Annotated in this window: 24 protein-coding genes; 17 read left to right on the plus strand and 7 right to left on the minus strand. The window is 70.8% G+C overall.

Going from position 1 to position 21,300, the window contains the following annotated elements; translation table 11 throughout:
- Nucleotides 1–357: 357 nt before the first annotated feature.
- The 13 genes from AC2DGY_RS13605 (at nucleotide 358) to AC2DGY_RS13665 (ending at nucleotide 11,692) form a co-directional block, all read left to right on the plus strand.
- Nucleotides 358–930 (plus strand): alternate-type signal peptide domain-containing protein, encoded by a 573-nt coding sequence (locus AC2DGY_RS13605; protein ID WP_484510290.1) that lies wholly within the window; start codon nucleotides 358–360, stop codon nucleotides 928–930.
- A gap of 57 nt (nucleotides 931–987) precedes the next feature.
- Entirely contained in the window at nucleotides 988–1,581 is a 594-nt protein-coding gene (locus tag AC2DGY_RS13610; protein ID WP_484510291.1) for a hypothetical protein, read from the plus strand.
- A complete protein-coding gene (locus tag AC2DGY_RS13615; RefSeq protein WP_484510292.1) occupies nucleotides 1,578–2,492 on the plus strand; it encodes a hypothetical protein in 915 nt (304 codons plus the stop codon). The genes AC2DGY_RS13610 and AC2DGY_RS13615 overlap by 4 nt, the downstream gene beginning before the upstream one ends.
- Nucleotides 2,465–3,121 (plus strand): signal peptidase I, encoded by a 657-nt coding sequence (locus AC2DGY_RS13620; RefSeq protein ID WP_484510293.1) that lies wholly within the window; start codon nucleotides 2,465–2,467, stop codon nucleotides 3,119–3,121. The genes AC2DGY_RS13615 and AC2DGY_RS13620 overlap by 28 nt, the downstream gene beginning before the upstream one ends.
- Before the next feature lie 50 nt (nucleotides 3,122–3,171).
- On the plus strand, nucleotides 3,172–4,167 hold the full coding sequence (locus AC2DGY_RS13625) for a Gfo/Idh/MocA family protein (protein WP_484510294.1): 996 nt from the start codon (nucleotides 3,172–3,174) through the stop codon (nucleotides 4,165–4,167).
- Between the two features lie 516 nt (nucleotides 4,168–4,683).
- Nucleotides 4,684–5,958, plus strand: coding sequence for an endo-1,4-beta-xylanase (locus tag AC2DGY_RS13630; RefSeq protein WP_484510295.1), 1,275 nt, complete (start codon nucleotides 4,684–4,686; stop codon nucleotides 5,956–5,958).
- A complete protein-coding gene (locus tag AC2DGY_RS13635; RefSeq protein ID WP_484510296.1) occupies nucleotides 5,955–7,214 on the plus strand; it encodes a D-arabinono-1,4-lactone oxidase in 1,260 nt (419 codons plus the stop codon). Before AC2DGY_RS13630 ends, AC2DGY_RS13635 begins: the two co-directional genes overlap by 4 nt.
- A gap of 76 nt (nucleotides 7,215–7,290) precedes the next feature.
- Entirely contained in the window at nucleotides 7,291–7,530 is a 240-nt protein-coding gene (locus AC2DGY_RS13640) for a DUF3072 domain-containing protein (RefSeq protein WP_484510297.1), read from the plus strand.
- Entirely contained in the window at nucleotides 7,527–7,865 is a 339-nt protein-coding gene (locus AC2DGY_RS13645; protein WP_484510616.1) for a phosphotransferase, read from the plus strand. Before AC2DGY_RS13640 ends, AC2DGY_RS13645 begins: the two co-directional genes overlap by 4 nt.
- 113 nt (nucleotides 7,866–7,978) lie before the next feature.
- Nucleotides 7,979–8,821, plus strand: a complete 843-nt coding sequence (locus AC2DGY_RS13650) for a MetQ/NlpA family ABC transporter substrate-binding protein (RefSeq protein ID WP_484510298.1) — start codon at nucleotides 7,979–7,981, stop codon at nucleotides 8,819–8,821.
- Nucleotides 8,809–9,849: a methionine ABC transporter ATP-binding protein gene (locus AC2DGY_RS13655; protein WP_484510299.1), complete on the plus strand. Its 1,041-nt coding sequence runs from the start codon at nucleotides 8,809–8,811 to the stop codon at nucleotides 9,847–9,849. Before AC2DGY_RS13650 ends, AC2DGY_RS13655 begins: the two co-directional genes overlap by 13 nt.
- Nucleotides 9,846–10,514, plus strand: a complete 669-nt coding sequence (locus AC2DGY_RS13660) for a methionine ABC transporter permease (protein ID WP_484510300.1) — start codon at nucleotides 9,846–9,848, stop codon at nucleotides 10,512–10,514. Before AC2DGY_RS13655 ends, AC2DGY_RS13660 begins: the two co-directional genes overlap by 4 nt.
- A gap of 2 nt (nucleotides 10,515–10,516) precedes the next feature.
- Complete coding sequence (locus AC2DGY_RS13665) at nucleotides 10,517–11,692, plus strand: aminotransferase class I/II-fold pyridoxal phosphate-dependent enzyme (protein ID WP_484510301.1); 1,176 nt, start codon at nucleotides 10,517–10,519, stop codon at nucleotides 11,690–11,692.
- 21 nt (nucleotides 11,693–11,713) lie between these two features.
- Here the strand turns inward: AC2DGY_RS13665 and AC2DGY_RS13670 are convergent, their stop codons facing one another.
- Both AC2DGY_RS13670 and AC2DGY_RS13675 read right to left on the minus strand, forming a co-directional pair.
- The gene (locus AC2DGY_RS13670; RefSeq protein WP_484510302.1) at nucleotides 11,714–12,439 is read right to left on the minus strand and encodes a DUF72 domain-containing protein; all 726 of its coding nucleotides are present in this window, start codon (nucleotides 12,437–12,439) and stop codon (nucleotides 11,714–11,716) included.
- A gap of 88 nt (nucleotides 12,440–12,527) precedes the next feature.
- The gene (locus tag AC2DGY_RS13675) at nucleotides 12,528–13,022 is read right to left on the minus strand and encodes a MarR family winged helix-turn-helix transcriptional regulator (protein WP_484510303.1); all 495 of its coding nucleotides are present in this window, start codon (nucleotides 13,020–13,022) and stop codon (nucleotides 12,528–12,530) included.
- 157 nt (nucleotides 13,023–13,179) lie between these two features.
- Between AC2DGY_RS13675 and AC2DGY_RS13680 the strand changes: the two genes are divergently transcribed.
- Nucleotides 13,180–13,749 carry a MarR family winged helix-turn-helix transcriptional regulator gene (locus AC2DGY_RS13680; RefSeq protein ID WP_484510304.1) on the plus strand — a complete coding sequence of 190 codons (570 nt, stop codon included), beginning with the start codon at nucleotides 13,180–13,182 and terminating at the stop codon, nucleotides 13,747–13,749.
- A 63-nt stretch (nucleotides 13,750–13,812) separates the two neighbouring features.
- Nucleotides 13,813–14,064, plus strand: a complete 252-nt coding sequence (locus AC2DGY_RS13685) for a hypothetical protein (protein WP_484510305.1) — start codon at nucleotides 13,813–13,815, stop codon at nucleotides 14,062–14,064.
- A 2-nt stretch (nucleotides 14,065–14,066) separates the two neighbouring features.
- Here the strand turns inward: AC2DGY_RS13685 and AC2DGY_RS13690 are convergent, their stop codons facing one another.
- Entirely contained in the window at nucleotides 14,067–14,381 is a 315-nt protein-coding gene (locus tag AC2DGY_RS13690; protein WP_484510306.1) for a DUF7882 family protein, read from the minus strand.
- Between the two features lie 108 nt (nucleotides 14,382–14,489).
- On the opposite strand from AC2DGY_RS13690, the gene AC2DGY_RS13695 reads away from it, so the two are divergent.
- The gene (locus tag AC2DGY_RS13695; RefSeq protein WP_484510307.1) at nucleotides 14,490–14,807 is read left to right on the plus strand and encodes a DUF7882 family protein; all 318 of its coding nucleotides are present in this window, start codon (nucleotides 14,490–14,492) and stop codon (nucleotides 14,805–14,807) included.
- Between the two features lie 6 nt (nucleotides 14,808–14,813).
- On the opposite strand, the gene AC2DGY_RS13700 is transcribed toward AC2DGY_RS13695, so the two are convergent.
- Nucleotides 14,814–15,146, minus strand: coding sequence for a DUF7882 family protein (locus AC2DGY_RS13700; protein ID WP_484510308.1), 333 nt, complete (start codon nucleotides 15,144–15,146; stop codon nucleotides 14,814–14,816).
- 121 nt (nucleotides 15,147–15,267) lie between these two features.
- On the opposite strand from AC2DGY_RS13700, the gene AC2DGY_RS13705 reads away from it, so the two are divergent.
- Complete coding sequence (locus tag AC2DGY_RS13705; RefSeq protein WP_484510309.1) at nucleotides 15,268–15,411, plus strand: hypothetical protein; 144 nt, start codon at nucleotides 15,268–15,270, stop codon at nucleotides 15,409–15,411.
- Between the two features lie 69 nt (nucleotides 15,412–15,480).
- On the opposite strand, the gene AC2DGY_RS13710 is transcribed toward AC2DGY_RS13705, so the two are convergent.
- The 3 genes from AC2DGY_RS13710 to AC2DGY_RS13720 all read right to left on the minus strand — a co-directional run bounded on the left by AC2DGY_RS13710 (nucleotide 15,481) and on the right by AC2DGY_RS13720 (nucleotide 21,042).
- Nucleotides 15,481–15,675, minus strand: coding sequence for a hypothetical protein (locus AC2DGY_RS13710; protein ID WP_484510310.1), 195 nt, complete (start codon nucleotides 15,673–15,675; stop codon nucleotides 15,481–15,483).
- A gap of 48 nt (nucleotides 15,676–15,723) precedes the next feature.
- Nucleotides 15,724–16,923 (minus strand): ROK family protein, encoded by a 1,200-nt coding sequence (locus AC2DGY_RS13715; RefSeq protein WP_484510311.1) that lies wholly within the window; start codon nucleotides 16,921–16,923, stop codon nucleotides 15,724–15,726.
- Between the two features lie 72 nt (nucleotides 16,924–16,995).
- Nucleotides 16,996–21,042, minus strand: a complete 4,047-nt coding sequence (locus AC2DGY_RS13720; protein ID WP_484510312.1) for an endo-1,4-beta-xylanase — start codon at nucleotides 21,040–21,042, stop codon at nucleotides 16,996–16,998.
- Nucleotides 21,043–21,300 lie beyond the last annotated feature (258 nt).

Below are 21,300 nucleotides of genomic sequence, written 5' to 3' on the forward strand. Positions count from 1 at the left end.
GCGCGTCTGTGAGGCCGCGCGGTCGGTGGCGGGCAGGCCGGCCCGCCCGGAGTGTCCGGGTGCGGAACCAATCCGCCTAGCGAGCGGGCCCATGGCCGTGCATTCCGCTCGGCGGGCACCTCATGGGAGCGCTCCTATGCGAAACCTGTGGGCGTCTTGCGCTGGCGTTGAGGTTGTCTCGTGCTCGCTGGAATGGCCTTCAGGCAACGCTGTGCAGCCCCTGTCGCTTAGCGGGGCGGAACGTTGCGGTCACCGTCGCAGACTGATGAATGTCGGAAGGCAGCGGTCCACCGGATCGGAACACGGCCTCGACACTCACTCTCAGACCAGCGGCGGACGCCGCGGAAGGACACTCCCATGAAGAACTTCGTCAAGGCCTCGATCGCCGCCGCCGCCGGTGTCACCCTCCTCCTCGGTGGAGCCGGCACCTTCGCCAGCTGGAACGCCTCGGCCACGACGTCGGGCGCCACCGTCGCCTCCGGCAACATGGTCGTCGAAGACACCGGGACCGCGGGAGAGTGGACCGCCAACGGCTCGCCGATCGCGCTCGCCGGCTACTCCATCGCTCCGGGCGACACCCTGACCTACACCAAGACCATGTCGGTCAGCGCAGAAGGCGACAGCATCCAGGCCACTCTGGGCCTCACCGGCGGATCGATCGTCGCTGCCGATGTCACCGACGCCGCCGACCAGGCGCTCGCCGGCTACCTCGTCTCCACCGCCACGCTGACCGCGAGCGGCGAGGGCATCACCGGCACCGGCCCGACCTACACCGTCGCACCCGCCGCGGGCGTCGTGGACGAGGACGTCACCGTCACGGTCACCATCACCTTCCCCTACGGCGACACTGTCGGCGGCAACAACAACGCCATGAACGGCGCCGTCAGCCTCAGCGACCTCACCGTCACGCTGACCCAGGCCACCGCGTAACCCACCAGCCACCCCGACGGGTGGGCCGCTGACGCCCACCTCCGATGAGGACCCACGATGAACACGCACCCCACCCGCGCCGCACGCCGCGCAGAGCAGAAGCACCGCGCATCAGCGCCGGTGCGGATGCTTCTGGCCGCGCTGGGCACGGCGGGTGCGATCGTCCTCGGAGTCATCGCCGGCGGCGGAACCTTCGCGGTGTGGGCCAGCAGCGCTTCTGCTGCGGCCCCCGCAACGGTCCAGGCCGGCTCGGCCGCCCTCTCGCTCACCCCGCTCTCGCTCACGGCCGCCGACCTCTACCCCGGCAAGACCGTGTACGGCACGAGCACGGTGCGCAACGAGGGCACGACGCCTCTCGCCCTCTCGCTGCAGGCGACCACCGCGGCCGGCACTCCGACGGCGTTCACCTCCGCGCTCACCGTTTCGGCGGCGTCCACCCCCTCCGCGGCGAACTGCACGGCGGGTAAAGTGACGCCCACGGCGACCACTCCTCTCGGAACCGCCGCCGCCCTCGGCACCACGCTGGCCCCGGGAGCGACGGTCACCCTCTGCATCGGTGTGGGACTGCCCGCTGCCGCCCCGGCCGCAGCGGCCGGAGCCGCGGCCACCGCCCTGTCCCTCACTGTCACCGGAACCCAGGTTCGCCCATGACCCGTCGCCGCCTTCTGGCCCCGATCATCGCCATCGCGACGTTCGTCGCGCTGGCCAGCGGTGGGGCCGCTGCCGCGGTGTGGATCACGAGTGCGACGGTGTCGGCCGGCGCCTCCTCGGTCACGGTCGGCACGACGGTGGCCCAGGGCGGCAAGCTCAACACGTCCTACCGCTACGCCGGCACGACCTCCACCGCGGTGGACGGCACGCTCACCATCGTCAACACCGGACGGGCTCCGCTCACCTACGGCCTGGCCACCACGGTGACCGGCAGCGCCGCGCTCGCGCAGAAGACGGCGCTGATGCTTTGGACGGGCACCTGCAGCGCCACGCCGCCGAGCTCGGGCGTCATCACGACCACCCTTGCCGACCCCGCCCCTGCTCTGCCGCAGGCGGCCCGCACCATCCAGCCGGGTGCCACGGCGATCGTCTGCCTGGCGACCAAGGTCACCGGCGACGCGACGGCGTCGAACGCCGCCCTTCAGGGCCAGAGCGCGACGGCCACCTTCGCCGTGACCGGTGCCGTCGGCACCAACTGGAAGGCGACTGCTTCGGCGCCCCCCATCACCCAGAGCGTCTGGCGCATCGCCTCATCGGGCGCCATCAGCTGCACGAAAAACTGGTTGAACAGCGGGGTCACGCTGAAATGGAGCGCGCCGTCGAACCGCTTCGCCGGATCGCCCGTGGCCTACCGCGTCATCGATACGGCCACCGGCGCAGACGTCGCCGCCGTGACCGTCGACGCGGCCTCCGCCTCCGTGAGTCTCGATGTGGGTGCGTTCGAGCGTGGCACCACACGCTCCCTCGCCGTCGAGGCGAAGGACACGTTCTCGGGCAGCACCGCCGTTCAGAGCCCGCCTGTCACTGTCAGCCGCAACAGTTCGTGGCTGCTGCCGTCGCTCAATTGCTGATGAACGTCACGCCAACGGCGAGCCCTACCCCCTCGCGCCGCGCCCTGCGCACGGCCGAGCGCACGTCAGCACGCCAGCACAGCCTCAGGCACTACCTCGCAGTCTCGCTGAGCGCGTCGGTCCTCGTGCTGCTGCTCGCGGTGGCCGCGGCCGTCATCGGGATCCCCGCGCTGTTCGGCGGCACTGCCATGACCGTGCTCACCCAGTCGATGGAGCCCCGCCTTCCTCCGGGCACCCTCGTGGTGATCCGCCCCACGCCGGCGGACGAGATCCGGGTCGGCGACGTCATCACGTACCAGATCGAATCGGGACACGCCGCCGTCGTCAGCCACCGCGTGGTGTCGAAGACCTACGAGAACGGTGAGCTGACGTTCATCACGAAGGGCGACAACAACGACGCCCCCGACCCCAACCCCGTGCAGGCCGTGCAGATCCGCGGCACCCTCTGGTACAGCATCCCCCTGCTCGGCTGGGTCAACAACGTCTTCAACGGCCCGAACCGTACCCTGGTGATCGCGATCGTGGCGGGCGGGCTGTTCGTCTACGCCGTCGGCACGTCGATCGCGGCCGCCCGTGAGAAGCGCCGCGCCCGCGCGGAGGAGGACCGGACTTCGGCCGAGCCGGCGTGACGGATGCTGCGCCCAGCGCCGTGGGGGAGGCCCGGGCTAGCATCGGCACGGTGACCAGCAGAATCACGCGATGGGCGATCCTCGGGCCCGGGGCCATCAGCCGCGACTTCCTGGCCGGCCTCCGCGCCTCCCGGCACGGGATGCTGGCCGCGGTGGGCAGCTCCGACCCCGCGCGCGCCGCGCGCTTCGCCGCCGACGCGGGAGCGGCGTTCGCGGGAAGCTACGACGACGTGCTCGCGAGGCCGGACATCGACGCGGTGTACATCGGCACCGTGCACACGACGCACGCCGAGCTGGCGATCCGCTCCCTTGAGGCGGGCAAGGCGGTGCTGTGCGAAAAGCCCGCGAGTCCCACCGACACCGAGGTCGCGCGCATCCTCGCCGCTGCGGAGGCGGCCGATCGTCCGTTCGTGGAGGCCTTCAAGAATCGCTTCGGGCCCTGGGCGGACGCGCTGCGCGCCGTGCTGGCCGACGGCGCGGTGGGTCGGCCCCTTCAGGTCGAGGCCGCCTTCGGATTCGAGGCGGGCGACCGCACGGGCCGCCTGTTCGACCCCGCTCTCGGCGGCGGCGCGATCCTGGACGTCGGGTGCTACCCGGTGTCGCTGGCGGTGGAGGCGGCCTTCGCCACCGGCGCTGTCTCGGAGGATCGCATCGCCGTGACCCGGGCGTGGGGCGAGATCGCGCACGGGGTGGACACGAGCGCGACCGCCACGATCAGCTTCGGCGGCTGCGAAGGGCTGGTGGCGACCTCGATCGTCCGCGATCTGCCCGGGTCGGCGGTCATCCGGTGTTCCGGCGGCGCGATCGAACTCCCCGACGCGTGGGGAGGGCGGGCCCAGAGCCCCACCACGATCATCGTCCGGCCCGCGGAGGGCGAGGCGACGGTCCACGAGGTGCGGCCGGTCCAGCCGATGGCCGCCGAAGCGGACGCGGTCAGCCGGGCGCTCGCGGAGGGCCGCCGGGAGGTCCCGGAGATGCCGTGGGCGCACACCCGGGCGGTCGCGACCGCGGTCACGGCGTGGCGCGCGCAGGTGATGGCGGGCTGACCCGCCCCGGTGCGCTGCTCGGCCTTCGCCCTTCCGTTCTGTTCAAAACTCAGGAGACACGCCGTGCCGGTGTCGCTGCCGGCCGCTTCCGGGCGCGGATCTCCTGAGTTTTGAACAAAATGCGGCGGTGATGCCGGCTCCGGGCGCGACGGATGCGGCGGGGTGCGCTGCTCGGCCTTCGCCCTTCCGTTCTGTTCAAAACTCAGGAGACACGCCGTGCCGGTGTCGCTGCAGGCCGCTTCCGGGCACGGATCTCCTGAGTTTTGAACAGGATGCGGCGGTGATGCCGGCTCCGGGCGCGAGGGGTGCGGCGGGGTGCGCCGCTCGGCCTTCGCCCCGCCGTTCGGTTCAAAACTCAGGAGACACGCCGTGCCGGTGTCGCTGCCGGCCGCTTCCGGGCGCGGATCTCCTGAGTTTTGAACAGGATGCGGCGGCAGTGCCGGGCTGGGGGCGGGGACGTACGCTGAAAGCGGTACCCCGGCGCATCACAGCCGATCCGATCGAAGGAGACCGCGCATGCCCGACCTCCGTTTCCGCACGAGCGAGGCGCGGCTCCGCCTCACCGATCCCGACGGCGCCCCGCTGGCCGGAGTCCCCGTGACGATCGAGCAGGCCGGGCACGCCTTCGGATTCGGCAACATCGGCTTCGACCTCATCGAGTGGATCGCCGGTCCGCCCCCCTCTGGCCCGGTCGGTGACTCGCAGGTCTTCGGCGGAGCGGCCTCCGTCGACCCGGAGGTGCTCGCCGAGGCGTACCTGGAGCTCTTCAACGCTGTGACCCTGCCGTTCTACTGGCGCGGGTTCGAGCCGGTCCCCGGGCACACCGACGCCGATCGGCTGCGGCGCACGGCGCAGTGGTTCCGCGACCGCGGCGTGAGCGTCAAGGGCCACCCGCTCGTGTGGCACACGCTCGCCCCGGCGTGGTTGCTCGAGCTCGACGACCGGGAGGTCGAGGGGGCGATCCGAGAGCGCATCCGTACGGTCGTGACCGGGTTCGCCGGCACGGTCGATCTGTGGGATGCCATCAACGAAGCCGTGATCCTGCCGATCTTCACCGCCGAACAGAACGCCGTGACGCGCCTCGCGCAGACCAAGGGGCGCCTCGGCATGGTGCGGATGGCCTTCGAGGAGGCACGCGCGGCGAACCCGGACGCGCGGCTCGTGCTCAACGACTTCGACTGGTCGGCGGATTACGAGCAGCTCATCGCCGAGAGCCTTGATGCGGGGGTGAGCATCGACGCGATCGGCGTGCAGACGCACATGCACCAGGGGTACCGCGGCGAGGAGAAGATCAGCGAAGTGCTCCAGCGGTTCTCGCGCTTCGGGCTTCCCATCCAGGTGACGGAGACGACGCTGCTCTCGGGGGCGCTGATGCCCCAGGACATCGACGACCTCAACGACTACGTGGTGGCGGAGTGGCCGTCCACCGCTGAGGGGGAGGCGCGGCAGGCCGAGGAGGTGGTGCGTCACTACCGGAACGTGCTCGCGCATCCGGCCGTCGAATCCCTGACGTATTGGGGAATCACCGACGCCGGCGCCTGGCTGGGGGCACCGGCGGGGCTCCTGCGGGCCGACGGCTCCCGCAAACCCTCGTACGACGCCCTGCACGACCTCATCCGGGGCGAATGGTGGACGCCACCTACGCGCGCGGTGGCGGATGACAACGGAATCGTCGCCGTGTCGGGCTTCGCGGGCACCTACCGCGTGAGCACGGATGCTGCCGCAGCCGAGGTCGACCTTCCGGCCGGCGCATTCGCGGCCGAAGTGACGGTCGGGGAAGGGCGGAGGTGAGCACCGTGCGCACGAACTGGGCGGGCAACCTCGTCTATTCCGCGGCCGAGACGATCGCCCCCGCGTCCCTCGCCGACATCGCCGCCGCAGTACGCGGCGCCGAGCGGGTCAAGGCGCTCGGCAGCCGCCACAGCTTCAACACCGTCGCCGACACCCAGGGCGTGGCGATCTCGGTGACCGAACTCCCCCGAGAGGTCTCGATCGACAGCGACCGCGGGATCGTCCGCGCCTCGGCCGGCCTGCGGTACGGCGACCTCGCCGCCGAACTCGAGCGCGCCGGCTGGGCGCTCACCAACCTCGCCTCGCTCCCGCACATCTCGCTCGCGGGCGCCGTGGCCACCGGAACGCACGGGTCGGGAGACGCGGTCGGCTCGCTGGCCTCGGCCGTGGCCGCCGTGGACCTGGTGCTCGCCGACGGCGAGGCGCGCACGTTCCGCCGCGGGGATGACGGGTTTCCCGGGATGGTGGTCTCCCTCGGCGCGCTGGGGATCGTGACCGCCGTCGAGCTCGACATCGTGCCGACTTTCGAGATCGCGCAGACCGTTTACGAGCAGCTGCCGCTGGACGCGGCGCTGGAGGACTACGACGCGGTGACGGCGCTCGGGTACAGCGTGTCGATGTTCACGACATGGCGCGACCCGGACGTGGTCGACCAGTTGTGGGTCAAGCGCCGTGCAGACGGGGCGAGCCCCGCCCCGGACAGCGTCCTGGGTGCGCGGGCCGCCACGGGCAAGCGGCACCCGCTGCCCGGTGTGGACCCCGAGCACTGCACCGACCAGCTGGGGGTGCCCGGGCCCTGGCTCGCGCGCCTTCCGCACTTCAAGCTGGAGTTCACCCCGTCCAACGGCGACGAACTGCAGTCGGAGTACCTCGTCCCCCGCGAACACGCGGCCGGCGCCCTCCGCGCCATCCGGTCGCTCGCGAGTGCGATCGCACCGCTCCTGCTGGTGTCCGAGGTGCGCACGGTCGCCGCCGACGACCTGTGGCTCTCGCCCGCGGCGGGGCGTGATGTCGTGGGCATCCACTTCACATGGGAGCCGCGCCAACCGGAGGTCGAGAAGCTGCTGCCGCGGATCGAAGACGCGCTCGAGCCGTTCTCCGCGCGACCGCACTGGGGCAAGGTGTTCGACCTGGATGCTGCCGCCGGGCGCCTCCCGCAGTTGTATCCGCAGTGGGAGAGCTTCCGCTCGCTCCGCCGCTCGCTGGATCCGCACGGCACGTTCTCGAACGGCTTCCTCGAGCGCATCGGTCTGTGACGAGCACGGCTCGCACGGGTGCCTGCCCCAGTCAAGGCCCGTCGCCGTGTCGGGGGGAGCACCTACCATCGAACGCATGTCTGATGGAAACGACGAACGAGAGATGCTCGGCGCGACCGAGAACAGCAACAACCCCGTCGAGAAGGACCCCTCGACGTGGGTCACCGGTGACGAGCCGATGACCGCGCCGCAGCGCAGCTACCTCGACACCCTCGCGCGCGAGGCGGGGGAGGAGATCCCGGCCGACATCACCAAGGCCGAGGCCTCCGAGCAGATCGACCGCCTCCAGGACAAGACCGGCCGCTCGGCCGGCTGACGCCCCCGGGGCCGGCCCCTCGTGGGCCGACTCCGCCGGCGGGGCCACTCCGCTGGGGCGAAGGATGGGTGCACGGCGATGTCGCCGCAGCCAATCTGCTCATCCGCGAGGGCCGGTTGGCCGCGGTGCTGGACTTCGGCTGCGCGCGGGCGTGGGGGGATCCGGCGTGCGACACGGTGCCCCCGTGGACGTTCCTCCCCGCGTCAGCACGAGGCGTCTTCCGGCGGGAGATGGCACTGGATGACGCGACCTGGGCCCGCGGCCGGGGGTGGGCGTTGTGGACATCCGGCAACGCCCGCCCGGTCCTCAAGGCGCGGGATTGTTGCATCGTATGACGAGGCGAATCGGGGGATGCGCGCGGCCGTTCTACGGTGGCGGGGCGGCAGTGACGCGGACCCGACGCGTCGCGGAGGCGGCCGCATCCCTTGCACAGCGAAAGAGGACTCCCATGCGCATTCCCCGCACTCTGCTGGCCGGAACCGCGGCCCTTGCTCTTCTGCTGACCGGATGCGCCGGTGCCTCGACGTCGCCGGGTGACGGCGCGGGCGACGCCGACAAGACCGACATCACCGTCGGATTCAACCCCGGGCCGTACCTGGAGATGTTCCAGGACGGGATCGTGCCGATCCTCGAGGACGACGGCTACACCGTCGAGACGGTGGACTTCACCGACGGCATCGTCGTGAACGTGGCCGTGGACTCGGGTGAGATCGACGCGAACATCATGCAGCACCCCGTCTATCTCGACTTCGTCAACGCCCAGGAGGGCCTCGACAACGCGGCGCTCGTCCAGATCCCCACCCCCCGGATGGGCCTGTTCGGAGGGAAGAAGACCTCCATCGACGACGTCGCCGACGGATCGACCATCAGCGTGCCCAACGCTCCCTCGAACCTCTACCGGGGGCTGCTGATCCTCCGCGACCTCGGATGGATCGACTTCGACGACGTGGAAGATCCGAACACCGCCGACCTGTCGATCATCACCGACAACCCGCACAATCTGAACATCACCGCGATCGAGAACGCGCAGCAGGTCCCCGCGCTGCAGGACGTGGACTACGCCACCATCCAGGGCAACTTCATCATCGCCGGCGGCCTCGACTACGACGACGCGCTCGCGGTGGAAGATCAGCCGGTCGAGTTCTCCAACGTCGTCACCGTGCGCGGCGCCGACGTCGAATCCGACTGGGCCCAGGCGATCAAGGCCGCCTACGAGTCGCCCGAGTTCGTCGAGTACATCACCTCGAACGCGCCGTACGACGGATACAACCTGCCCGCATGGTTCGAGTGAGCTCCGCCGGATCGGGGACGATCGTCTTCGACGACGTATCCAAGACGTTTCCGGGAAGGGCCGCCGACACCGCGGCCCTTCGCGGCGTCTCCCTCGAGGTCGCCGAGGGGGCGATCTTCGGGGTGATCGGCTACAGCGGGGCGGGGAAATCCACCCTCATCCGGATGGTGAACGGGCTGGAGCGGCCCACCACCGGTCGCGTCGTCGTGGACGGCGTCGACATGGGGGCGCTGCGCGGCCGCGGATTGCGTGACGCGCAGAAGCACACCGGGATGATCTTCCAGCAGTTCAACCTGCTCGAGACCGTCCGCGTGCGCGACAACGTCGCGCTGCCCCTGCGGTTGGACGGTGTCGGCAAGCCCGCCGCCCGCGCCCGCGCGGAGGAGGTGCTCGACTTCGTCGGGCTCGGGGGGAAAGCCGACAGCTTCGCCGGGGAGCTCTCCGGAGGACAGAAGCAGCGCGTCGGCATCGCCCGCGCGCTGGTGCGCAATCCCCGCATCCTGCTCTCGGACGAAGCCACCAGCGCGCTGGACCCGACCACCACGGTGCAGATCATCGACCTGCTGCGCGACATCAACCGCGAGTACGGCACCACCATCCTCGTCGTCACGCACGAGATGGACGTCATCAAAGACCTCGCCCATTCGGTCGCGGTGATGGCCGAGGGGCGCGTGGTCGAACAGGGCGCGGTGCTCGACACGTTCCTGCATCCCCGCGAGGCCATCACGCGCGACTTCGTGTCCACCGTGGTCCCGCAGGACCTGCCCCGCCGGGTGGTGGACCACCTCGGCGCCGGCGGCCTGTGGCGCCTCCTGCTCCTGGACGCGGAGGTCACGCAGCCGCTGGTGTCCGATCTCATCCGCGACCTGGACGTATCGGTCAACATGCTGCACGCCGACATGACCGAGATCCAGGACCACACCGTGGGGCAGATGATCGTTCAGGTCACCGGCGACCCCGACCGCGTGCGACGAGCGCGCACCTACCTCGCCGAGCGCGTCATCCACCTCGAGGACGTGAACGCATGACCGGCGACCGCTGGACCCTCATCACGCCCGACATCTATCTGAAGGCGCTCGGCGAGACGCTGCAGATGCTCGGGGTGGCCCTCGTCCTGGGTTCGATCCTCGGGATCGTCATCGGCACGGTGCTGGCCTTGACCCGGCCCGGCGGGGTGCTGCCCCACCGGGCCGTGCACCTCGTGCTGGGAATCCTCGTCAACCTCGTCCGCTCGCTGCCCTTCATCATCCTGCTGGTGGCGATCCTCCCCTTCACGAGATTCCTCGTGGGCACCAGCATCGGCGTGTGGGCGGCCATCGTGCCGCTGACCGTGATGATCGCCCCCTACATCGGCCGGCTGGTGGAGAACTCGCTGCTCGAGGTGCCGCGCGGCGTGATCGAGGCGGCGCGCGCCATGGGTGCCTCGCCCCTGCAGATCTTCTGGCGGTTCCTCCTGCCCGAGGCGCGCGGTTCGCTCATCCTGGCGGTGACCATCGCGACGGTCGGCCTGATCGACGCGACGGCCATGGCCGGCACCGTCGGGGCGGGCGGCATCGGCGATCTGGCATTGTCGTACGGCTACCAGCGCTACGACGGCTTCGCGATGGTGGCCACCGTGATCACCCTGGTCGTGCTGGTCCAGGGCATCCAGATGGTCGGTTCCGCCGTCGCTCGGCGCGTCGGGCGGAGGTGAGCGTGGTCGACTATCGCCCCGCCAGGCGGGTGAGTGACCTTCCGCAGAATTTCTGGGGCGGGATGGACCGGGAGATCGCGCGGCTCTCCGCCCAGCCCGGGCCGGCGATGATCGACGTGTCCAAGGGCAACCCGGATGTCCCCACCCCCGAACACATCGTCGCGGCGATGCAGCGCGAAGTGGCGGATCCGGTCAATCACCGTTATCCGTCCTACGCCGGCCGGCCGTCGTTCCGGCGCGCGATCGCCCGCCGGTACCGCGAGGACCACGGCGTCGAGGTCGACCCGGATGCGGAGGTCGTGGTCTCCCACGGCTCCCACGAGGCCCTTCTCGGCGCCGTCATGGCGCTCGCCGATCCGGGGAGCACCGTCGTCCTCCCCGATCCGGGCTATCCGCTCTACACGTCGGCGACGGGCCTGGCCGGTGCGCAGCTGGTGCCGCTTCCTCTTCCCGCGCCGGCCTACCAACCGGACTTCGCCGCCTTGGCGGGGCTGAGCGACGCGTCGGTGCTGCTGCTGAACTATCCGAACAACCCCACGGGCGCGCTGGCGGTGCCGCAGACCTTCGAAGAGGCGGCCGCCTTCGCCCACCGCACGGGCGCGGCCTTCGTGCACGACTTCGCGTACTCCTCTCTCGGGTTCGACGGGCGACGGCCGCTGTCGGCCCTGGCCGTCGACCGCGCGCATGAGGTCACCGTCGAGGTGCAGACGCTCTCGAAGAGCTACAGCATGGCCGGATGGCGCGTGGGATACGCCGCGGGTAACGCGTCGATCATCGCCGCCATGTCGCGGTACCAGGCCCACGCGTTCAGCACCCTGTTCGGCGCCACTCAGGAAGCCGCCGCCGCGGCGCTGGAGGGCGACCAGTCGGCGGTCGCGGACCTCGTGGCGATGTACCAGCGTCGCCGGAACGTCGTCGTCGCGGGCCTTCGCCGGATCGGGTGGGAGGTCGCAGCTCCTGACGGGAGCTTCTTCGTGTGGGTGCGCGTCCCCGGCGGCGGGGATGCGGTGGCCTTCGCCGGGCGCCTGCGCGAGGAGCAGCGGGTCGCCGTCGCCCCCGGCGACGGTTTCGGCCCGGGCGGACGCGGCTACATCCGCATCGGTCTGGTGCGGGACGAAGAGGCGCTTGCCGAACTGATCGAGCGTCTCCATGCCTTCACCGCGAACGCCGGGACGTGAGGCCGTGACAACGCCGCGCGCTCAGGCCAGCGCGTCGCGCAGCGCGCGGGCATCACGGACGGCGTTGCCGCCCAGGTCGTTGTTGAAGTAGGCGTACACGTCGAGCCCCTCACCCAGCCACTCACGAATGCGGTCGGTCCACCACGCGATCGCGTCGGGACTGTACGACCCGTTGTAGAGCGTGTCATCCGGACCGTGCAGGCGCACGTAGACGAAGGATGCGGTGGCCCTCAGCACGCACGGGAGACCCGCGCCGCTCATCACGCAGTACGCCGCCCCGTGCCGCTCGAGCAGCTGGAACACCTCCTCATCCACCCATGACGGGTGCCGCAACTCCACGACGGGGCGGGAGTCCGGGGGAAGCCCCTCCAGAAAGGCCGCGAGGCGCGCGTCGTCGCGCTCGGCCTTGGGGGGGAGCTGGGCCAGGAACGGACCGCGCCGATCGCCCACGGCCGCCAGGCCGAGCGCGATCCGCTCCTGCCACTCCGGTGTGAGCGTGAGGCTGCGCGCGTGCGTGACCCCGCGCGGCGCTTTGACGGCCAGCTGGAACCCGGGCGGGAGCCGGTCGCGCCAGGCCGCCAGTCGCTCCGGCCGCGGCCACCGGTAGAAGCTCGTGTTCAGTTCGACGGTGTCGAACTCCCGCACGTACCGGGCGAGTTGGTCACGGGTGCCGGGCTCGTAGAGCACACCTCGCCAGTGCGGGTAGCTCCACCCCGATGTCCCGATCCATGCGCGCGGTGTGTGCATGCAGCTCCTCCCGCATCGACGATCGCCGATCGGGGCCGCGGGGCGCAGCGGGTTGACCCCGCGCCGCACGGCGCGCTATCGCCGCGAGCTATTGTGCGCGCGGTGCCTCCGACCCGACGGTTCCGCTCACCTCGTCGAGGTAATGCTCCTCGGCGCGGTGGAGGTCGTCGAGGAACTCGACCACCGTGCGTCGCTCCTGAGCCCCCAGCCGGGCGGCAGCGACCGATACCGCCACTCGCCGCACGGCGAGCAGCCGGCGCGCAGGGGAACCGGCCGGCACCGTGGATCTGACGATGATGCTTCGCCGATCCTGCGGGTGCGGTTCCCGTTCGGCCCATCCGGCCTGAACGAGACGGTCTATCAGTGCCGTGGTGGCAGCGGACGAAATGCCCAGCAGTGCCGAGAGGCTCCGCGGGGTGGCCTCCCCGCCGCCGGCCTCCAGCTCGATCAGGTGGCGGAGCACGCGCGCGTCATTGGGTCCGATACCCAGCGCGTGCAGAGTGACGCGATCCACCGACTTCTCCACGCCGGACAATCCGTCCAGCGCCTTCACGACGTCATCCGCCGACGCGGTCTGCCTCACGACACCCCCTTCGCGGCTATCACCTAGCGGAGCGAGATACTCCCGAACCGAGCAAATAGCCGAGCGATGCAGCACATCGTACCCCCCGGTGCCCGTGCGACGGCAAACTCCGATCGGGGTGGACGGGCGGTACATGCCCTGGCATAGGATGCCCGACGTGGAAGAAACGCGGGGCGAGTCGTCGCGCTACTGGTACGGCGGGACGGAAGAGGACCGCCGTGAGCGCGCGGTAGAGGTACTGCAGGCGTTCCGCGTGTACCGTGCGGCCGAGATCGCGATGCGCCGCCGGACGCGCGAGTCGATGTCGATGGGTGAGAACGAACTGCTCGTCCTCCGCTACCTTCTCCGCGCCTCCGGCGAGGGCCGCTCGGTGTCACCGAGCGAGCTGACGCGGTATCTCGGCGTCTCCACCGCCTCCACCACCGCGATCATCGACCGCCTCGAGAAGTCGGGTCACGTCACCCGGGTTCCGCACCCCTCCGATCGCCGCAGCATCCTCGTCGTGGCGACCAAGGAGTCCGACGCGGAGGTGCGAGCCACGCTCGGCAAGATGCACGAACGGATGATGGCGGCCGTCGTCGACATGTCGCCGGAGGAGAGCGCGATCGTCGTGGAGACCCTCACTCGGCTCCAGGAGGCCGTCGACCAGGTCGACGCGCACGTCGCGGGCGACGCCCCGGAGGCGCCCATCGAACTCGCCATCGGACGAGCGCCGGGCGATCGCTAGGCAGGTGCGCTCCCCGAGCGCAGAGTATTCGCATTTGCCGGACCGCCGTGAAACGATGAGCGCATGGACGACGAGCCGGTAGACGCGGCCCCGGGCGGGGGTCCGACCGAGGGCGCCGTGCTCGAGATCGAAGGCGTCGAAGTCGCGTCGTTCACCGCCGTCGTCGAGCGTCTCTGCGGCGATTACCCCGGCGTGGCGTCGGCACGCATCGAGACCATCCTGCTGCGCGAATGGGATGCCTTCACGGCCGGGCGCCCCCTCGTGGTACCCACGGCGGTGGAAGCCGGTGTGCGCGAGATCCTCGACCTGCTCTGACCTCAGGAGGGACGCTGCTCGGGCGGTTCGCCGACGAGCATGAGCCCCCCGGACGAGTTCGCCGAGTTCGCCAGTTCCTCGATCCACGCGCGGCTGAGCATCGCCGGCTCCGGGTCGTCGAAGACGAAGCGCAGCGGGATCGAGGGATGCAGCCACACCGTGCTCCGCCCGGGTTCCTGGCCATCGGGGTGCGTCCACGACAGCGTGAAGCTCTCGCCTCTGCGCAGCTTGGTCGCGATCACCACCTTCAGGTGAGCCAGCGCCCGGTCCTCGATCTCGATCGGTGTAGCCGAGTCGCCATAGAAGATCGTTCCCACGCCTCCACGTTACGGTGCCGCGCCCGCAGGCCGGGAGGGCTTGCGTTCCGGGGCGGGTGCCCATACCGGTCGGCAGGCGCGCGCACGTCGGGACGCTAGGCTCGGCGCATGGGCAGATTCATCTACGACACGATGCCGAACTCCGTCGACATCGATGACCGCACCCTCGCACACCTCCGCATCGTCGTGATGAACAAGCTCCGCCGCTCGGAGTCGTTCATGTTCGACGTCGAGGTCGGTGACGGCAGCGGCCGGCGCAGCTACTGGATGCACCCTGCTGTGCCCATCCAGTTCCACTTCTTCGGCAGCCGAGCCCCGCGGATCAACCGCGCGTGGGTGGAAGAGCTGATGCTGGTCGCGAGCGGCCCGAGCGGCCTCACGATCGTTCCGGAGCCCTCCGAGGACTCCTTCGTCGAAGAGGGCTGACGCCGCTCAGGACTTGTCGCTGCGCTCCGGCGCCGCGAGGTCGAAGTGCTCCGAGACGAGCATGATGCCGCCCGTCGAGTTCGCGGAGGCGGCGAGCTCCTCGATCCACTCGCGACTGAGTGCGGGGGCCACCGGGTCGTCGAACACGAAACGCAGCGGGATCGAGGGGTGCAGCCACAGCGTGCTGCGTCCCGGCGGCTGATCCTGGGGGTGGCGCCAGGAGACGGTGAAGCTCTCGCCGCGGCGCAGCTTCGTCGCGATGACGACCTTCAGATGCGCCAGGGCGCGGTCCTCGATCTGAATAGGTGCGCCGGATCCGCCGTAGTAGATGGTGCCCATGGCGACCACCCTAGCGTTCTCGCCCGCCTCGCACGGGATACGCCCGCCCTCGCGGGACTGTCAAGGGGATGCGCTACGCACCGGCCCTTGCGAGCCTGGAGGAGTCTGAAGGAGGAGAACCGTGAGTGCACGCCCAGGCCCTGGAGCCCCCGGCGGAGACGACGCCACAGAGGGGACCTCGAGCGCCGATGACGCATTCGCCGGGCTGACCCCCATCGACGTCGTCGACGGGGAACTCGTCCCGCGCCGCCCGCGCCGGCGCTGATCCGCTCCGCCCGCCCGCCCGTGCGGGCGGAGCGGGCAGAGCGGATGACGCCGTCATGCGTGCCGCGGGTCAGGCGAGGGTGCGGCCCGGGCCGTCCGGTAGCGGCAGGGTCGGCTCATCGGGGGTGGGGGCGAGCGGCTCGTCCGGGTACGGGGCCGGCGGTTCTGCGGGGGGACCGCCCGGGGTCGGGCTCGGCATGCCGGGGGCGGGCCCGGGCATACCGGGCGCGGAGGGGGAGCCGGGAGGGAGAGTCGGATCGCTCATCCCCCTACTCTTGCGCGGGGCGGGTGTGCGGCGAAGGGCTTGCCGGGTTCAGCCGGCGGGTGTAGCGACCGCTCTCCGCGGTGCTGCGGCGGCCGGATCGTCCAGGAGCGGTTCGAAGGCGGCTTCGGCGGCGCCGATGAGGAGGCGGTCGGCGGCCAGCGACGCCACGCGGATGTCGAGGCCTTCGGAGTTGGCAGGCATGGCTTGTGCGGCCACTGCTCCGGTCAGGGCGGGCAGGTCGAGGCCTGCGATCGTCGCGAGGAAGCCCCCCAGGACGATGACGGACGGATTGAGGACGTTGACGGCGTTGGCGAGGGCGGTGGCGAGGATGCGCCGCTGCCGGGCGATCTCGGCGGCCACGGCCGAGGATGTCGAGGCGGCGAGCACCGCACCGAGGGTCGGTTCGTCCGCCGAGGCGAGGCCGACGGCCTCGAGCAGCCGCGAACGGCTGACCTCGTCCTCCAGGACGCCACCGGGAGCGCGGCGGTCGCTGTCGGAGACGATGCCCGGGCGGTTCTGCCCGAATTCACCGGAGTACCCGCCCGCGCCGGACACGGCCATGCCCTGCACGATGAGACCGCCGCCAATGCCGCTGGCCCCGCCGTTGAGATACACGACGTCGTCGATCCCGTGTGCCGCCCCGAAGCGGTGCTCGGCCAGCACGCCGAGGCTCGCGTCGTTGCCCACGACGGCCGGCACGCCCGTGGCCTCGGCGATCATGGTGCGCAGGGGAGCGTCGGTCCACCCGAGGTGGGGGGCGGTGCGCACGACCCCGTCCGCCTCCCGGACGAGACCCGGGACGGCGACGCCCACGGCGGTCACGGCCGCGCCGGCGAGGGGGCCGGAGAGCCACGTGTCGATGTGCGCGCGCACGAGATCGGTCGTCTCCTCGGGCGAGAGGAGGTGGTCCATCTCAACGCGTTCGCGGATCGGGATCGAGCGGTCCAGGCGCACCGCGGCGATCTCGAGCGCATCCACCTCCGGGTTGACGGCGATGGCGATCACATCCGGGTGCGTCTGCACCATGGGGGAGGGCCGCCCGACGCGGCGCTCGGGGCTCGGGGCGCCCTCGCGGATGAGACCGAGGGCGACCAGCTCCGCGACGAGGTCAGCGATCGTCGAGCGGTTCAGAGCGAGCTCGGCCGTCAGGGTGGCCCGGGAGGCGGGGCCGCTGACGTGCACGCGGCGGAGGAGGCGACCGAGGTTTCCGGCACGGACCTGTTCGATTCCCGTGCGCGGCGTCGTCATCGCACCAGAGTAGCGAGCAGACGGGCCCCGCGATGACGTTTGTTGCTAGCGACCACGAAATAGCGAACCGCCTCAGTTCCTCCGGAGCCGTCGCGCGAAGGCCAGGACCAGGCCGAGCGCCAGCATCCCGGCACCGAGGGCGACGGCGCCGAGCGGGACTGTGCCACCGGTTCCGGCGAGGGGATCTGCGTCGCCCCGCCGCGCGGTCGCGGGGAGCGTGATCCCCCCGCTGTTGCCGTCGGTCAGCGAGCTTCCCGGCAGCGGCATCACGCTCGGCGTGTTCGGGTCCGGAGCGGGATCGGTCGGATCGGTCGGATCGGTCGGGTCTGTCGGATCGGGACCTGCTGCGGCCAGCTCGGCGACGCCCCACCGGGCGGTGTTCTGGTAGCCCGTGCCCGTCGGCTCCGCCCACGTGTGCACGGCGGCTCGCACGCCGGCGCGGCCGTCGTTGACCTGGAAGTCGATGCCGTGGAACGTCCCGGCGCCGCCCAGCGGCACGTCGTTCTGCCCGCCGGACTGGCCGATCATCGCGACGGCCACCTCGACCCGGTATCCGGTGTCGGTGGTCGTCGTCGCGCTGTTCAGCACACGCGCCTGCTGCGCCGCAGCGTTGCCGGTGCCGAAGGACAGCTGGTTGTCGGCGGTGATCCGGATCTGTGTGTCGTTGGGACCGTACGCCCCGGACTTGCTGTTGCCGAGGTCGAGGAAGAGCTCCACCGAGTCACGGTTCCAGGGATCGCTGCTGGTGAGGTCCAGAGCGGGGTCGGTGACGTCGAACAGCGCGTACAGGGTGTTGCCGCGCCACGTCGCCCGCACATCGGCGGTGGCACCGGCGGCATCTCCCTCGACCGTCGTCGCGGTGGTCACCGCCGGGGCATCGGCCCATACCGGGTCCACTTCCCCGTCGACCTCCGGCGCGGTCAGCTCCGGGATGCGCAGGAACGACAGCGGCTCGAGGAAGGTCAGGCGGCCCGTGGCGCCGGGGGAGTTCCAGGCGCCTCGCACCTCCTCGTTCACGATCACGCGCACGTCGAAGTCGGCGGTGTCGCCCACGGAGATGCCGGAGTGCGGCAGATGCACGGCCACCACGTGGTGGTCGCCGACCGTGCCGGCGATGCCGGCGACCGAGTCGGGGGCGCCCTCGTCGAACGTGTACTCCGCCCCGCGGTAGGTGAACTCCAGTCGCTCGGGCACCTCCGCGGTGCGCACGAGCACCGTGAGGTGATCGGCGTTCCAGCGTGTCTGGAAGCCGCTGACGCCGCCGGTCAGGGGATTCTCCGGAAGGTTGCGCCACTCCGGAGCCTCGGCGAAGCCGTCGGCGAGGGCGACGTCTCCGCCGAACACGTTCGCGGTGGTGACGAGCGGCGGGAGGTTCTCCGCGTCATCCACCGCGCCGAAGTACGCCGGCTTGGCCTGCAGCGCGCCGTCGAACAGCAGGGGCTGCTGCTCCGCGCGCCACGAGCGCGTGTCGGTGAGCCCCCAGACGGTCGCGGCGAACAGCTTCTCGTCTTCCGGTGCCGCCGCATGGTAGCCACGCAGCATCGCGAACGCGTCGCGATAGAAGTGCCCCTGCCGGATGCGGTTGGCCTCGGTCGCCGGGTTGATGGTGACATCCAGCTCGGTCACCTCCTGCATCAGACCCATTCCCGCAAAGCGCGCGAGCGCATTCTCCATCGCCGCCACCGGCGTGTTCACCGACACGTGGAACTGGTGGCCGACCCCGTCGATGGGCACATCGGCGGCGACGAGCCGCTCGACGAGGGCCTCGTACTGGGCGCCCTTGACGTCCTGCTCGGTGTTGTAGTCGTTGATGAAGAGACCCACCGGACGGTCGGCGCCGGGGGCGGCGTACGTGTCGTTGAACGCCTCATCCGCGTACCGGAAGGCGAGATGGATGTACTCCTCGCCCAGGACGTCGTGCCAACGGCTCGTGCGCAGTCCGTCGGGGGTGCTCTGGTCGGAGATCACCTCGTTGACGACGTCCCACGCCACGACCGGGTTGGTGGCCGAGCCGTACGGGCCGTAGTCCTCGGCGATGGAGGCGGCTACCGCATGAATGTGGGTGCGCAGGCGCTCGCGCAGGAGCTGCTGATCCGCCGGGGAGTTCGTCAGCTCCCGTCCGGTGTCGTCCTGGAAGAACCACGCGGGCGTCTGGGAGTGCCACACCAGCACGTGTCCGTACAGGCGCAGATCGTTCGTCCGGGCGTAATCGAGCAGCGCGGTGGCCTCGGCGTGGCGGACGAAGTTCTGCGCGCCGTCGTACCAGGCTTCGACCTTCATATGGTTCTCAGGCGTGATCTGGTCGAAGTGGTGCAGCAGCAGTTCCGACGCTCCGCCGGTCGTCTCGCGGGAGTCGATGGCGACTCCGACGGGAAAGTCGAGCGTGTCCTTCAGCGGCACGAGCGATGTGTCGACCGCTGACGGCTCCGGCACCCACACCCGCAGCGAGTCGACGAGGAAGGTCGACGTGTTGCCGCTGTTGTAGCGGGCCTCGATGTAGAGCTCGGCGTCGGTGTCGTAGGTCGGGACCGTGAACTCGCCCTCGATGGTCGTCCAGACATCCGCCGAGGCGTTGTCGATCTGCAGCATGTTCGCGTAGCTCTCCGATCCGCCGGTGACCGTGCGCATCGAGACCGAGAGACCCAGGCCGACCGCGGCGCCCGGCGCGAAGCGCACCGCCGCCGACATCCGGTAGGTCTGCCCGGGGAGCAGGACGTCCGCGACGTCGCGCTGGATGCCATCGCCCTCGTGCGTGCGACCGGAGACCTGCGCCGCGAAGGCGGTGTCCGCCGCGCCGCCCTCGACCACGGCGACGACCGGCGCGGACGAACCCGAGCCAGCGCGCGGCGCCCATCCGTCCAGCAGACCGTCGTCGAAGGTGGTGTCCAGCAGCACGGTGCCGGGCGGCTGTCCGCCCGGCTCCTCGCCGCCGTCGGGCGTGCCGGCGGGCAGCGTGAACGACCAGCCCGCGGCCAGGCGTTCGGTCACGACGGTGCGGGTGGCCGCCAGCGATCCGGAGCGCTCGCCGCCGCCATCGTGGACGAGCACGACCTCGCCGGGCTTCATCGCCGCGCGCAGGTTCGCCGTGAGGGTGGCTTCCTCCTGCGTCTGCCAGTCGTTGATGGTGTTCACGACCGCGAGGGGCTGCATGCCGAGCGAGACGGCCGCGGCGGGAGTGTTGCCCCACGACCCGTTGGGTGCACGGAAGAACGGCACCGGGTGGTCGGGGTCGTCGAGTGCGGTGCGGATGATCGTGAGGTTCTCGGCCATGCGCTGGGCCGCCTCGGCCTCGGACAGACCGCCCATGTCGTCATACGTGGTGGAGTGGTTGCAGAGGACGTGGCCCTCTGTGACGATCCGCCGCAGGATGTCGGCTCCACCGGGCGCGGTGATGTTCTGGCCGATCACGCAGAACACCGCGCGGATATCGCGCTCGGCCAGGAAGTCCAGCAGCGCCGGTGTGGTGCCCGGGTTCGGGCCGTCGTCGAAGGTGAGGGCCGCGACGTTCCCGCTGCCCTCGGCCGCGGCGACCGGTGTGGCGGTGGGATTCACGGCCCCGCCGGGCGGAACGTCGGGCGTGCCGCCGCCGTCGTCGGCAGGATCGGCGGTCACGACGATGTCGTCGACGTAGTACGTGTAGGGGCCACCGCCCGCGATGTCCGTGGTGCCGATGTAGGCCTGCAGCTGTGAGGTGTCCCCGGCGGGGGCGGTGTACGTGCCGCTCACCGTGGTCCATGCCGAGGACGTCACGGGCGTGTTGCCGATCCAGTCGTACGCGGGCTTCATGACGAAGCGCGCTGAGCTGTCGGGTGTTCCTTCGGCCAGGCGCACGCGCATGGAGAAGCTGTACGTGGTGCCGGCTTCGTAGATCCCGGCCGGGCTCTGCAGTCCGACGAAGTCCGCAGAGCGATCCGCGACCTGCAGCACCGTGCTCCCGTCGAGGTCGACCACACTCAGCGTGTCGGTCGCCCCGCCGCTCTGGGCCCACGTGCCGATCGTGCCGTCTTCGAAATCGACGGCGCTGACGACCACAGGCGCTGCGGTAGCCGGAGGGGCGCCCGTGAGCACAAGGGCCCCCACAGCGGCCAGGGAGACGAGGGGGAGGAATCGTCGAGACACGGGCGCTCCTTTGCGCGGTCATGTTGTGCGCGCCAACATATCTCCGCACTCGCGCCGTTTCGGGCGTTCGTTACGCAAACGTGACGAAACTCCACCGAAAGTTCCGTTGGGTGCGCTCCCATGGGGTCCTGGCCTTCCCCCGGCGCGAGCGCGCCCCCCTTAATCCCGGTGCCGGGTCGCGCCGCGTTAAGGGACAGCATCTGCCGGCTCCCCCGGGCGGGACCCGACAGATCCTGTCCCTCAAACCGGAGGCGAGAA

Source organism: Microbacterium sp. Z6_144 (assembly GCF_057197625.1).